This is a genomic window from Microbacterium sp. 18062 (genome assembly GCF_902706225.1).
Classification (GTDB): Bacteria; Actinomycetota; Actinomycetes; order Actinomycetales; family Microbacteriaceae; genus Microbacterium.
The window spans coordinates 112,407-127,269 of the sequence record NZ_CACSKB010000004.1; the positions used below are offsets into that span (position 1 = coordinate 112,407).

The 14,863-nt window shown below is 69.9% G+C and carries 2 protein-coding genes; both read right to left on the minus strand.

Annotated features, from left to right (window positions below; all coding sequences use genetic code 11):
* Nucleotides 1-3 precede the first annotated feature (3 nt).
* Entirely contained in the window at nt 4-255 is a 252-nt protein-coding gene (locus GVL03_RS02935; RefSeq protein ID WP_159499337.1) for a phosphopantetheine-binding protein, read from the minus strand.
* Nucleotides 252-14,810: a non-ribosomal peptide synthetase gene (locus tag GVL03_RS02940; protein WP_306770306.1), complete on the minus strand. Its 14,559-nt coding sequence runs from the start codon at nt 14,808-14,810 to the stop codon at nt 252-254. Before GVL03_RS02940 ends, GVL03_RS02935 begins: the two co-directional genes overlap by 4 nt.
* Between the last annotated feature and the right edge of the window lie 53 nt (nt 14,811-14,863).

Sequence of the window (14,863 nt, forward strand, 5' to 3'; positions counted from 1 at the left end):
CCCTCATGCCGCGGGCGCGCCTTCGTCCTGCAGGGACTCCAGAACGTCGAGCCACCGAGAGAGACGCTGATCTTCGGCGAGCACGATGTAGTCGATTCTCGCGACCCCCGCGCGACGCCACTTCTCGACGAGCTCCATGATGCGCACGGAGTCCATGCCCTGGTCGCGCAGATCGGACTCGTGGTCGAGTTCGGTCGCCTCGATGTACAGCACGTCGGCGACGTCCATCTCTGCCTGCTCAACTCTCAACGTCATGCGTCCTCGTCTCCTTCCGCTCGCCGCGCGAGCAGTCGTGTCAAGTGGGCTCCCCATCGCGGAAGCCCTGCTCCCGGCCGGATGACCGAGCGATGGTCCTCATCGGGCAGGCGGATCACGGATGCACCAGGGAGAAAGTCCTCCCAGACACTCACATCGGCGGGCCGCTGCGGGTCGTGCAAACGACGCGCCTCGATGAAGAGGGCTTCGGTGACGAGGCGTCCGCGTGTCGGACGCGACATCAGCCGCGCGCAGCGCACCCCCGAGATCGCGAATGCGCCCAGCTCCCTCTCGTCGGCGAAACCGTCTGCTCCCAGCATCTCGAGAAGCTCCTCCCGGTGCGCCTCGATGAACTCCCGCTGGGCATCGCGATCGGCAGAGATGGGAGCACGGGGAAGCGCCGACAGCATTGCGCCGAACGGCTGGTCCTCCACGGGGTCTGTGTCGATGATCGTGACCGAGGCAACAGACTCGCCACGCGATACGAGCTCGCGGCCGACAGCGAACATGATGTGCCCGCCGAACGACCAGCCGAGGAGGTCGAACGGGCCCTCTGACTGGACGCATTGGATGGCGTTGGCGTAGGTAACCGCGAGATCGTCGAGATCCTGGAAGTCGATCTCGGTTCCCGCGTGCGAGGGATCCTGCAGGCCGACGATCCCGATGTCCTGCGGAACATAGGGCGCGAAGTCAGCGTACAGCGACGCGTAGCCGTACCCGGCGTGGGCACAGAAGAGGTATCGCTCGCCGGTTGATGACCTCAGCGGGAGGAGGATCGACTCCGCCATATTCGTGTGTTCGGCATCTCCGGCGGCACGACGCTCGGCGGCCGCCGCGATCCGCCCGATGCTTCCGGCCTCCAGCACGTCCTTGAGAAGGAGGGATGAGCCGGTGCGCTCGTTCACCTGCGACACCAGCCGGATGGCGAGCAGCGAGTGCCCGCCGAGCCGGAAGAAATCGTCGTCAATGCCCAACGCCGTCTCCGCCGGGAGTCGGAGGACGCCGCGGAACACGTCCGCGACGATCCGTTCCCCGTCCGTCGCAGGTCCGGGGCCTCCCATGACAGCCGACGCCAGATCGGGTGTGGGCAGTGCACGGCGATCCAGCTTGCCGTTGAGCGTCAGGGGAAACGCGTCGACCCGGGTGACCGTGGTCGGCACCATGTACTCGGGTAGGAACGTCGCAACGTGGTGACGCAGCGTCTCGACGATGTCGGCTTCCCCTGTGCCAGGATCATTGGACGTGACTACATACGCCGCAAGGAATCTCCCGCCCGCAGGATGATCGTGCGGGAGCACCACCGCCGCCGAGACCGCGGGGTGCTCCTCGAGGGCGCTGCGCACCTCGTCGACCTCGACCCGGAAGCCCCGGATCTTGACCTGGTCGTCCGACCTCCCCAGGTACTCCAGCTCGCCGTCCCGGTTCCACCGCACGAGATCGCCCGTACGGTAGAGCCGCTCGCCCGACGCCGTGGACGGGTCGGCGACGAAGCGCTCGGCCGTCAGCGCCTGGCGTCCGTCGTAACCGTGCGCGATCTGGGCGCCGCCGAGATAGAGCTCGCCCGTGCCTCCGACGGGCACAGGGCGCAGCCAGGAGTCCAGCACGCGGACGACGCTGTTGTCGATCGGGCGTCCGATCGGCACCACGGCCGAACCGTCCGAGTGGTCCCCGCGCACCTCGTGGACGGTGACCTCTCCGGCCTCCGTCGGGCCATACACGTTCACGAGAGCGCCGGACGCCGACTCGCCGAATCTTTCGGCGAGCGCCGCGGGCAGCGCCTCCCCCGCCAGCATGGTCACCGACAGCGCATCGAGCCGCTCGTCGGACTGCTGCAGGAACACATCCGCCATCGACGGCACGAAGTTGACCCGGGAGACGCCGTGTCCGTTGATCCGCTGCCGCAAATACTGCGGGTCCTTGTGCATGCCGTCGGCCGCGACGACGAGACGTCCGCCGAAGGCGAGCGGCGCGAACATCTCCGGCAGCGAGACGTCGAAGACGGCGGGCGTCTTCGCGAGCACGGTCTCCCCCAGGCCGAGCGGGTAGGTCCGCTGACCCCACTCCAGCCGGTTGACGACAGCCGCATGGGGGATCACGACGCCCTTGGGGCGTCCCGTCGTTCCCGACGTGAAGATCACATACGCCACGTCCTGCGCGCCGAGCGGACGCGACAGGCTCGGGGCCTCCGGCTCTCCCCGCTCCAGCCGCGAACGGACTGCCTCGTCGTCGACCGCCAGAAGTCGGGCGCCGTACGCGCCGAGGACGTCGGCATGCGTCTCGGCCGCCGCGCGCTCGGCGATGACCACACCGGCGCGCGCCTGGTCCAGGATCTGGCCGATGCGCTCGCCCGGGTACGCGGGATCGACGGGGACACTCGCCGCTCCCGCCCGGATGACACCGGCCAGCACCGCGACGAGGTCAGCGGAGCGCGGCAGCATGACCGCGACGCGATCGCCGACCTCCACGCCCCGCTCCGTCAGCAGGCGAGCGACGGCGTTCACCCTCGCGTCGAACGCCGCGAAGGACCATTCGCGGCCGTCGGCGTCGTCGTGGACGGCGATCGCGTCGGGGGTGCACGCCGGCTGTGCACGCAGCAGGGCGTCCACCGTCGACGCGCGCGGCGCGATATGCGCGCCTGCGGACCATGACGCGTCGGCCGCCGAGTCGCCCTCGGCGAGCGCGTCCAGCGTCCCGAGCGGCCGGTGCGGATCCTCCGCGAGCACTGCGAGCAGGCGCAGGAAGGACGTGACCAGCCGATCCGCCTCGTCGGGGCCGAACAGATCGGGCCGGTACGACAGTCTCAACCAGGTCTCCGCCCCGGCCCGTGCGGCGAGCGTGAGCGGGTAGTGCGTGGACTCGTGCCCCGTCACGGCGCGGAGGCCGAGGCCGGACGAGACGCTGACCTGGTCGAGCGTGTCCTTGTCGAACGGGTAGTTCTCGTAGACGAACAGGGTGTCGAACAGGGGGCGATGCCCCGTGAGACGGTGCAGGTCGGGCAGCGACACGTGATGGTGCTCGAGCAGCGCCGCATTCCGGTCCTGAACACGTCTCACCGTCTCGACCAGGCTTGCTCCGCGGTCGAGCGGGACCGCGACGGGGAGGGTGTTGATGAACAGTCCCACGGCCTCCTCGACGCCCTCGACCTCGGGAGGACGTCCCGATACGGTGGCGCCGAAGACCACCGTCTCCTGACCCGTCATCGCGTTCAGGAACACCGCCCATATCGTCTGCAGCAGGTTGCTCATCGTGGAACCAGCGGCACGCGCCACTTCTTTTAGTTCCGCAGTCTGGCGCGCATCCAGAGTGATCACGACATCCTCGGGGAAGACCGACGCTCCGCCCGCGCCGGGCGCCACAAGCGTCGGCTCCTCCACGACGGCGAGAGCCTCGGCCCACCGTTCGAGGGACACCCGCTGGTCGCGGGAGATCAGCCACGAGAGGAAACGGGCGAAGCCCGGGTCGGGCTCGACCGCGGAGTCCGGCCGTCCGTATCCCTCCCACAACGTCTGCAGCAGGCGCGGCGTCGACCAGCCGTCGACGAGCACATGGTGGATCGTCAGGATGAGCGCGTGCCCGCCGCGATGCCGCACGAGCGCCGCACGGATGAGGGGCGCGATCGAGAAGTCGAAGGGTGTGACACGATCGCGTTCCTCGATTTCCTCGATGGACGACTCGACGTCCGCCTCGTCATCGAGATCGACCACGGAGAAGAGAGGATCCACCGTACGGGGTATGACCGCGACTGACTCTCCGCCGGCGGTCGCGGCGATCGCGGCCCTGAGGTTGGGGAAACGCGCGAGCAGGTGGACGAGGGATCCCCGGAAGCGATCCGGATCGCCGTCGCCGTCGATGCGGTAGGTGCTCTGGGTCGCGTAGACGTCGACGCCCGCGGTGCCTGCACCTGCCAGAGACTCGAAGACGATCCCCTGCTGCAGCGGAGTCAGCGGATGCACGTCGGAGAGCTCGCCGTAACGTCGCTCCCAGGAGTCGATGTCGACCTGCGTCAAGCCGGGGGCCGTCATGTCCGACGGCGAGCGTCGCACCGTCGCCGTCGTCGCCGGGTAGGCGGCGAGAGAGCCCAGCGCCTGCTCCCACAGCTCTGCGAGCTCCCTCACATCGACGTCTTCCAGGACGCCGGACGCATAGGCGATCTCCCCGCGCAGGGCCCATCCCGCGCCGTCCGGAACGGCGGCGACGTTGATGTCGATCGCGGTGCCGAGCGGAAGCTCGCCAGACGCGTAGGCCCCGATCCCCGGTCGCTCCGGAGCAGGGGCCCATCCGCCACCGCTGTCGCCTCCGCCGAACTGACCAAGGTAGTTGAAGCCGATCTGGGGACCCCGTCCCTCGGTCAGCGCATCACGGGCGTCAGGGGCGAGCTCGCGCAGCAGACCGTAGCCGATGCCCCTCCCCGGAACGGCGGCGAGCTGCTCCTTGATCCGCAGCACCACGTCGGAGGACGCCCTCGGATCGACGACCGCGCCTGAGGGATCGACGTCTTCCGTGTCGAGCGCGACGGGGAACCACGTCGTGAACCATCCGACCGTACGGGACAGGTCAGCACCGAGAACGAGGCTCTCCTCGCGTCCGTGGCCCTCCAGGCCGACGAGCACCCGGCGATCCGCCAGCCCGCGTCGCGCCCGCCATGCCCCCACGGCGATGGCGAGCGATCCCAGAAGCACGTCGTTCACCTGCGCCGAGAGAACGCGCGGCACGTCGACGAGCAGGGCCGACGCCACCTCGGCCGGGATGTGCACGGGCACCGCAGCCGCCGTGGCACGCGTGTCTCGTAGCGGATCAAGCTCCCGGGAGCCCAGCAGGGGCTCGTCCGTCGACACGCTCGACCAATGATCGGTCTGCGCGACGATGTCGGCGTCTGTCGCACGCGCCGAGAGAGCGCGCGACCATGCGGCGAGTCCCGTGCCGACCGTGAGCAGCGCGTCCGACGTCGTGCCGTCCTCGAGCTTGGCTGCATCCGCCAGGTCGTCCCCGATGATGCGCCATGAAACCCCGTCTACGACGAGGTGGTGGACGACGAGCAGCAGACGTCCGTCGGGCTCGGCGTCGCTCGTCACCCAGTGCGCCCCCCACAGCCGTCCGGCTTCGGGGTCGAGCGACTCGGCCAGCTCCGCCGCGGCATCGGCCACCCGATCGGACCACCGGGGATCCGACCATGCCCACGATGTCGTCTCCCGTGACAGACACTCCTCCGCGGCCGCCGAGGAGGCGGGAGGGATCTCGAACTGCCAGTCGCCGTCATCCTGGCGGACGAGCCGGCCGCGCAGTTCGGGATGATGATCGACGACCCGCGTGAGCACGCGCGCGACGAGGTCGGCGGCCGCGCCGATCGGTGTCGTGAACACCGCCGACTGGACGAACGTCCGGAATCCGGGCAGGCCCACCGCCGACGCGGCGATCGGCCACAACCCGGACGAGAGCGCCTCGGGAGTCTGTGCACGCTGCTCCTCCCCCGCACGCGCGTCGGCTAGCCGGGCGAGCGCAGCGATCGTCCGCGCGGAGAAGACCTCGGCAGCGGAGATCGCGACGCCGGCGCGCCGAGCTCGTGAGACCACCTGAATCGAGAGGATGCTGTCTCCACCGAGCCGGAAGAAATCGTCGTCGATGGAGAAGACGGCATCCTCACCGAGCCGGAGCACCTCGCGGAAGACGTGTGCCAGCGTCCGCTCGGTGTCGGTCTCCGCGGAACGCCCCGGACCCGTCGCCTCCGTGAGGTCAGGGGCAGGCAGAGCGCGCCGATCCAGCTTTCCGGTCGGAGTGAGCGGGAAGGCCTCGACGCACGTGAACGTCGTCGGCACCATGTATTCGGGGAGACGTTCCTCGGCGTGGATCCTCAGCGCTTCGCGCAGATCATCCCATCCGTCGATGTCCATCGCCACGACGTACGCGGCGAGGAAGACGCCGCCGCCCGGGTGGTCGGCCGCGATCACCGCGGCGCTCGTCACCCCCGCGTGGCTCTCGAGCACGGCACGGATCTCATCCGGCTCGATGCGGTACCCGCGGATCTTCACCTGCTCGTCGATGCGTCCGAGGTAGTCGATGCGCCCCTCAGCGTTCCAGCGGGCGAGGTCGCCGGTCCGGTACATCCGGTGCCCCGGCTCCCAGGGGCAGGCGACGAAGCGCTCCGCTGTCAGCGCATGCTGGCCCCAGTATCCGCGTGCGGTGCCGGCACCCGCGAGATAGAGCTCTCCCGCGACGCCCGGGAGGACCGGGTGGAGGTTCTCGTCGAGGACGTACGCCCTCGTGTCGAAGATCGGGGCGCCGACGCTCGGCGTGGCGCTGTCGGCGAGGTCGGCGCCGAGCGCGTTGATCGTGTACTCCGTGGGCCCGTAGAGGTTGTACGCCTCGACGCCCGGCGCGTCGCGCAGCTGCTGCCAGAGCCGTTCTGGCACCGCTTCACCGCCGAGCGACACGAAGACGACACCGGGGGCCTCTGCCGACACCGAGCGCCCTGCGGGCCTGGCGCGTTCCAGCAGTCCTTCGTCCACGAGCACCTGGCCGTATGAAGGAGTGACGTCGAAGCCGTCTACCCGGGTGCGGTCGTAGTAGTCGAGCAGGCGGTGCGGATCCCGCCTCAGCTCCTCGTCGATGACGTGCACCTCGTGGCCGTTGAGCAGCCAGAACAGCTGTTCCCAGGAGGCGTCGAACGAGAACGAGGTCGTGTGCGCGATCTTCATCCGTCGGCCGCCCTGGTGCGCGACCACTCGATCGAAGATCCTCTCGACATGGTTGACGTACATGTTCGTCAACCCCCTGTACCCGACAGCCACACCCTTGGGGCGCCCTGTCGTGCCGGAGGTGAAGATGATGTAGGCGAGATGATCGAGGGAGAGCCCGCCTCCGCGTTCGGCGGTGGTGATCGGTCCCGACTCGAACGCGGCGATCCGTTCGCGAACCGCCCTCCCATCGAGATCGACCGCGACACCGGCCGCCAGTCCAAGCCGATCCGCATCGCGACTCGTCACGAGTGTGACCGTCGGGCGGGCGGTATGGAGCATGTAGTCGATGCGCTCGTCCGGGAGTTCGGTGTCGACGGGCACGTATGCGGCACCGACGGCGAAGACGGCGAACATGGCGACGACCATCCGTTCGTCACGCGGCAGCAGCAACGCCACCCGGTGCTCGGGCCGCACACCGTGTGCGAGCAGCAGCCGGGCGTAGCGGTTCACCTCGGCGGAGAACTCCGCGAACGTGAAGCTCCGGTCCCCGGCCACCAGCGCCGTCGCATCCGGCGATCGCCCCACCTGAGCGTCGAGCAGCTCGGCGACTGTGAGCTCCTCGACGATGAGAGGCGAGCTCTGATCGGGCCCGGCCGGGAGCCCTTCCTCGTCCGCCAGGAGCGCGGACAGCTGCCCGACGGGGACGTCGAGGCGTCGGACGAGTGCGAGCAGCACCTGCACGTAGCGCTCGAGGACCTGCCCGGCGGCATCCGCGTCGAACGCATCACGACGATAGGACAGCCGGACGTGGATGAAGGACGTCCCTTCGCTCTGCCACGGGTTGACCGCGAACGTGACCGGGTAGTGCGTGGCATCGTCGACGTCTCCGCCCACCACACGGAGACCCGCGATGTCACCCTCCGCGCGAATCCGGAACGGATGGTTCTGCACCACGAAGAGGGTGTCGAACAGCGCCCCCAGACCGGCGCTCGCCTGGATCCTCGTCAACGACGCGTACGGGTAGTCGATGACGCTCAGCTGTTCGGTCTGCACGCGCGCCAGAAGATCGCGAACAGCGTCGAAGGGCGAGAAGCCCATGCGCATGGGGACGGTGTTGAACAGCAGACCGATGATCCGTTCCCCGTCGGGAAGCTCCGGCGGCCGTCCGGAGACGGTGTTGCCGAAGACGACGTCACCGCTCCCCACCAGGCGTCCGAGGGTGATGCCCCACGCGGCCTGGAGCACTGTCCCGATCGTGACCCCCGCGCTCTGCGCAGCCTCGTGGACGGCGGCGGCCTCGGAAGCGGAGAGATCCCGGTGGATCTCTCCCGTCTCGACCTGATGATCGCCGAGATCCCCTCCTTCCGGCCACAGCAGTGTCGGGCCGGAGAGATCCGCGAGATAGCGGTCCCACGCGCCGTGGGCCGCAGCGAGGTCCTGCTCGTCGAGCCAATCGAGATAGGAACGGAACGACGCGGGCCGCACGCGGGCTGCGTACCCGGGGTCCTCGTAGACGGCGAAGACCTCCTCGAGCACGGCGTTCATCGACCAGCCGTCCAGGAGGATGTGCGCGAAGGTCATCACCAACGTCCAAGCCTCGGCCGAGCGCTGGAGGAGCGTGAACCGTATCAGCGGAGGCGCCTCGAAGTCGAACGGCTCCTGCCGCTCTGCCGCGAGGAACGCCGTCACATCGTCGTCCGACGGCATCCCGTCTGCCGACGTGACGATGCGGAACGGAAGGTCGATCTTCGCCGGCACGACCTGCGCCTCCCCGGAGGACAGGAAGGACGCCCGGAGGTTGGGATGACGGTCGATGACGATGCGAGCGGCATCGCGCAGGCGCTCGGGATCGACCCGACCGTCGAGCTCCCTCGTCGCCTGTGACACGTAGGCGTTGTGATCGTCCGACTCGCGGGCGCGCACCATGTGATAAAGGAGCCCCTGCTGGAGGGGCGAGAGCGGGAGGAGCTCGGCATCGTCCCCGTGGCGGGCTCGGACGCCCTTCTCCTCGTCGAGCGAGAGCGACAGCCGATCGGCCCGACGCACGCGGAGGCTCTCCGCCCTGCCCGGAACGGAGACGCCGCTCCGCGCAAGGTCATCCGCGACCGCCTGGGCGAGGGCCGGAGCATCGACCCGCACGCCGGCCGCCGTCTCGACCTCGACGCGGACGGCGCGCTGCGCCTCGTCGGTCCTCGAGCCGATGAGGACGCGGACGACGACCGGCACCCGTCCGACGACGAGGTCCTCGTCGCCGGGGGAGACGGTCCGCGCCTCGGTCTCGAAGACGTCGACGCGCACCTGCGGCTCAGGCAGATCGTCGAAGAACGCGCCGAACCGCGGGTGCCGCGAGAGCGCGCCATACTCCTCCGCGTGCCGCCGGATGGGCTCCACGAGCGTCTCCACATGCGCGGCGCCCGCCTCGTCCGACAGCTCGTCGACGAGCTTGCCGGGAACGACGACGGGGAGGCGGAGCACGGTCTGGCCTGGGAGGGCGTCAGTGATCTCCACCACCGCATCTCCATCGAGTCCACCGTCGTCGCGAAGCACCCGTATGACGGCGCTCAGGACCCTCGACCGCGTCGATGCCGCCGTCGTCTCAGGATGGTCGGGGACTGACGCGACGGCATGCTCTCGCGCCGCGCCCACGGTGTCGTCACCCGCGAGCGCTTCCGGGTCGGATTCGGCGAGCTCCTCGACCCACTCCTCCCAGAACGGATCGCGGAGGGCCTCGGCGCACTCCTCGTCGGTGCGCGAGGCCGCACTGACGGCGGCCGGCTGCACGTCCATCGCCGTCCGGGAACGATACCCGGTGACGAGCTGGCTCAACACGATTCGTGCGGCATCGAGGACCTCGGGATTCTCCGTGCGGCCGATCAGCTCTCCGCCGCCCTGATCCCCCACGCCCAGTCTGAGACGCGGGCCGCCCGCGAGAGCGAGGTGATCGATCGCCGCGCGCCACAAGGAGTCGTCCCGGATGTCGAACGAGGGCAGCACGAGCCGGAACTCAGCTCCGTCCTGATCCTCCGAGACGGAAGGGGACGTCGACGCGGCGCGCACGAGCTGGGAGAGGTGCCTCACCGGCAGCGCCGGATGCCGGGCGCCCAGCGCGAGGAACAGCCGCACGCTCTCGATCAGGCGGGATCTCGTCGAGGCCGAGAACAGCTCGCGCGCAGCGTTCAGATGAAGCGCGAGACGGCCTTCGGAATCACGCCTGATGGACGACACGAGGTCGAACAGCGCGGGGGTCGCCTGCGCGTCCTCATCCGTCATCGCAGGGGGCCGGTGCGGCACGAGGACTGCTTCGTCATCCGACTCGGGCGTGTCGAGGTAGGCGGCCATCACCTGGAAGAGCGGGCTGACGCCGGGGAGCCGGGGCGGATTGCTCGCCTCGACCACGCTCTCGAAGGGGACGAGCTTGTGCTCGGCCGCGCCGATCACACGGTCGCGCACATGGCGCACGGCGGCTGCGAAACCGGCGTCCTCGTCGATGTCCGCACGTACGACGACCGTGTTGACGAAGTATCCGATCAGCTCGCTCAGCGCCGGATCGTCGCGCAGGCTCACGGGAGTGCCGACCGGTATGGCGACGCCGGCCCCTTCCCGCCACAGCGTGAGCGAGAGCGCGGCGATCAGCGCCTGCAGCGGTGTCGCACGTTCGTCGCTCAGCAGGTCGTCCACCATCGCGCTCTCGTCCAGCGACAGCTCTGCTTCAGCCGGTCCGACGGTTCGCCCACCGGCCTCCACGCGAGGGCGATCCAGTGGCAACGGGGTCTCGGGGGGAAGGCCGGACAGGACGTCGACCCAGTAGTCGAGATCGCTGCGGTACCGGGAATCGCGCCGCACAGGGTCGCCGAGCTCCTCCCGCTGCCAGAGCGCGAAGTCCGCGTACTGCACGGGGAGCTCCTCGAGCTCCCCGTGATCGCCGCCGAGCTCTGCGAGGTACAGCGCGTTCAGGTCACGGGCGAAGGGCGCAGAGGACTGCTCGTCCGTCACGATGTGATGCCCATGGGCGACGAGGACGTCGTCCTGCCCACACCGCAGAAGCCGGTACCTCAGCCCGAGATCACTCGCAAGATCCAGAGGTTCCGCGATCAGCTCCGCGATACGCGCATCGACCTCGCCCGGGCGCGCATCCTCGACCGCCAGGAGACGCCCATCGAGGCCCGGCGCCTCGTGGACGGCCTGCAGCAGGGACGACGACGCGTCGTCGAACACGAAGGCGGTGCGAAGGATCTCGTGCCGCCCGACGAGACGGTGGATGGCCCGAGACAGCGCGTCGACGTCCGCCGCTTCCCGGAAGCGCAAGACGATCGCCGTTCGATAGATCGCCCGATCCGCGACCTGCTCGGTGATCCAGAGCGACTGCTGCCCGTAGGACGCCGTCAGCTTGTCCGGGCGCGGAGCCCTCCTCGTGTGCAGCGTCGACACGGCGGCGCCCGTCGCCGCGTCGGCCGCCGCAGCCAGTCCCGCGATGGTGGGATGGTCGAACACGTCCCGGAGCGTGAGCGACGAGCGTCGCAGCGCGTTGACGCGAGCGACCACCCGGGCTGCAAGCAGGGAATGCCCGCCGAGGCGGAAGAGGTCGTCGTCGGCCGAGAGCGTCATGTCCCCGTCGAGGCGGAGGACATCGCGGAACACGGTGGCGAGAGCGATCTCGGTGTCGGTCTCAGGAGCCCTGCCGTCGGCACCGGAGGCCACGAGGACGTCCGGGGCGGGCAGGGCTCGCCGGTCGACCTTCCCGTTCACGGTAAGCGGGAAGGATTCCAGGACGGTGATCGTGGTGGGGACCATGTACTCGGGCAGGTGCGCGGTCGTGTGCGCCCGCAGCTCCTCACCGGTCGCGGTCTGACCGGTGCGCATGGTGACGTATGCGGCGAGGTGCTTCCCCCCTGCGGGGTGATCGAGCGCGACCACGACAGCCCCGGCGACGGCGGGGTGGGTCTCCAGGGCGTGGCGGATCTCGTCGGGTTCGATCCGGTATCCGCGGATCTTGACCTGGTCGTCCGACCGGCCGAGGTACTCCAGCCTCCCGTCCTCCCCCCACCGGACCACGTCCCCGGTCCGGTAGAGCCGGTCTCCCGTGGCGCTGAACAGGTCGGCGACGAACCGCTCCGCTGTGAGCGCCTGACGACCCGCGTATCCGTCCGCGAGCTGCGCCCCTCCCAGATACAGCTCGCCCACGGCGCCCGGGCCCACCGGACGCAGCCATCCGTCCAGCACGCGCACCGTGGTGTTCGTCACCGGACGCCCGATCGGGACGCGGTGGGCGACATCGGCGTCCTCGACGGAGACCGCCGTCCGAGCGCCGTCGCCGGTGACCTCTGTGGATCCGTAGAAGTTCTGCAGCACCGCACCCGGCGCGGCCTGCGCGATGGCTCCCACGGTGCCCGGTGTCAGCGCCTCTCCGGAACAGACCCACGACCGCACCGACCGGAACGCGTCTGCCGCGTCCGCGACGCCCGCGAGCGCGTCGGCCAGGCTCGGCACCGTCAGCAGATGCGTCACGCCCCGGCGGCGCACCGCGCCGGCCAGAGCCTCCGGGTCACGGGCGACCCGGTCGGCGACGACCACCACGCTCGCGCCCGCCGTCAGCGGACCGAACAACTCCGTCGACGCATCCACGAACCCCACGCCGCTCTTGATCAGCCCCGCATCGCCGGGGCCGAAACCCAGCTCCCGGTTTCCCCAGGTCAGCCGGTTCACCACCGAGCCATGCGGAACCACCACTCCCTTCGGACGTCCCGTCGTGCCGGACGTGAAGATCACCGCTGCGGCATCGGACGAGGCCAGAGCACGCGACAGCACCGGCGCGTCGGGCGCTCCCGCATCGAGCAGCGCCCGCGCATCCACGTCGTCGATCGACAGGACACTCACGCCCGCCGCTGCGAGCACGCCTGCGTGCGCGCCAGCCGTCGCGGTGTCGGTCACGACCGTACCCGCCCGGGCGTCCTCGAGGATCTGCCCCACCCGCTCAGTCGGATACCCCGGATCGAGCGGGACATAGGCCGCACCCGCCCGGACCACGCCGGCCAACGTCGCCACGAGGTCGCCCGAACGCGGCAGCAGCACCCCGACCCGGTCGCCGACCGACACTCCTCGCCTCATCAGAAGCACGGCCAGAGCGTTCGCGCGGGCATCCAGCCCTGTGAACGTGAGCTCTCCGCCGGTCACGTCGTCGATCACAGCCACCGCATCCAGAGACGCCGCCGCACGCTCCCGCATGAGATCATCGAGAGTGGTCACGGGTGCTTCCCCTCCGGGACCCGTCGACCACGATGCAATGGCGCTCCGATCACCCGCTGACACGAGCTCGAGGTCCGCGACACGCGCGCTCGGGGCCGTGGCGATCATCTCCAGGACATGTTTGAGCACCCCGAGGAAACGATCGATCGTGCCCCGGTCGAACAGGTCTGTGGCATAGCTGAGGAACCCGGTCAGACTGTCCGAGGCGTCGGTGAGGTAGAGATCGAGATCGGCCTTCACCGCACCCAGCGGCGCGGGCTCGTGGGCAGCGGCGGCCGGCCCGAACCGGTACGAGACGTCCTGCTCGCGCACCTGGTGGGTGAGCATGATCTGGAACAGCGGGTTCCGGCCCGCCGCACGGTCCGCGCCGACCGCGGAAGAGATGTGCGCGAAGGGGGCGACCTGATGGGCGAACCCGTCCAGCACCGTCCGTCGCACCCGGCTCAGGATGTCGGCGAGGGTGTCGCCGGGGCGGAGCCGGTGGCGCAGGGGGAGGGTGTTGACGAAGTACCCCACCAGGTCCTCGACGCCGTCGGTGGTGCGCCCGCCGACGGGCGAGCCGATCACGACGTCGTCGGCCCCGCTCAGCGCGGACACCGCCACCGCGGTCGCGGTCTGGGCGACCATGAACATCGACACCCCGTGCCGGTCGGCGGCCTCCCGCAGACGGGCGGTGGTGTCACCGTCGACGGCGAACGCGATGTCCTCACCGCGATGGGTGGGCTCGGCCGGCCGGGCCCGGTCAGGGCTGATCGTGGACTCCTCCGGCGCGTCCGCGAGCACCGTACGCCAGTACTCCAGGTGCTTCCCGAGCTCGGATCCGGCATCGTCCGCATCACCGAGAACCTCCCGCTGCCAGAGCGCGTAGTCCGCGTACTGCACCGGCAACGGCGCCCACCCCGGAGCGTGACCCTCCGCGCGCGCGGCGTAGGCGGTCGCCAGATCGCCCAGCAGGACGGGGAAGGACCACTCGTCGATCGCATGATGATGCACCGCGAGGACGAGCGCCCGCTCCGACGCCCCGGTGCGCAGCAGGCCCACGCGGATCGGGATGTCGACGGCGAGGTCGAACCCCGCCCGCACCAGATCCGCGACCCACGCGTCCACCACATCGTCGGCCGCCCCGATGAGGTCCTTCGCCGCCACCATCAGACGCCCCACGGCTTCCTCGGCGGGCACGATGACCTGCTGCAGCGTTCCGTCGACCTCGACGATCCGGGTGCGGAGGATCTCGTGCCGGGTGACGACGTCCCGCACCGCACCGCCGAGCGCGTCCTCGTCGATCTCCCCCGACAGGCGCAGCACGACCGGCACCACGTACCGTCCGCCGGGGCCGCCGAGCCGGTCGATGAGCCACAGCGCCTCCTGTCCGTACGACACCGGCAGAACGTCGGGCCGCTCGATGTCCCCCACGCGCGTCGCCGTCTCAGCAATGAGCCCGACGCCGTCGACGACGCGCGCCAGACCCGCCACGGTCGGATGGTCGAACACGTCCCGGAGCGTCAGAGCCGTCTTGCAGTCGGAGTTCACCCTCGCGACCACCCTCGTCGCCAGCAGCGAGTGCCCGCCGAGGTGGAAGAAGTCGTCGTCCGCGCTCACAGTCATGTCGTCGGTGAGGTGGAGGACGTCGTGGAAGATCGTGGCGAGGGTCTTCTCGGTGTCGGTCTCGGGCTGTCTTCCCTCGCCGCCGC

Bases quoted from the DNA above. Each gene is read 5' to 3' on its own strand.
- GVL03_RS02935 (WP_159499337.1), bottom strand. From the start codon at position 255: ATGACGTTGAGAGTTGAGCAGGCAGAGATGGACGTCGCCGACGTGCTG.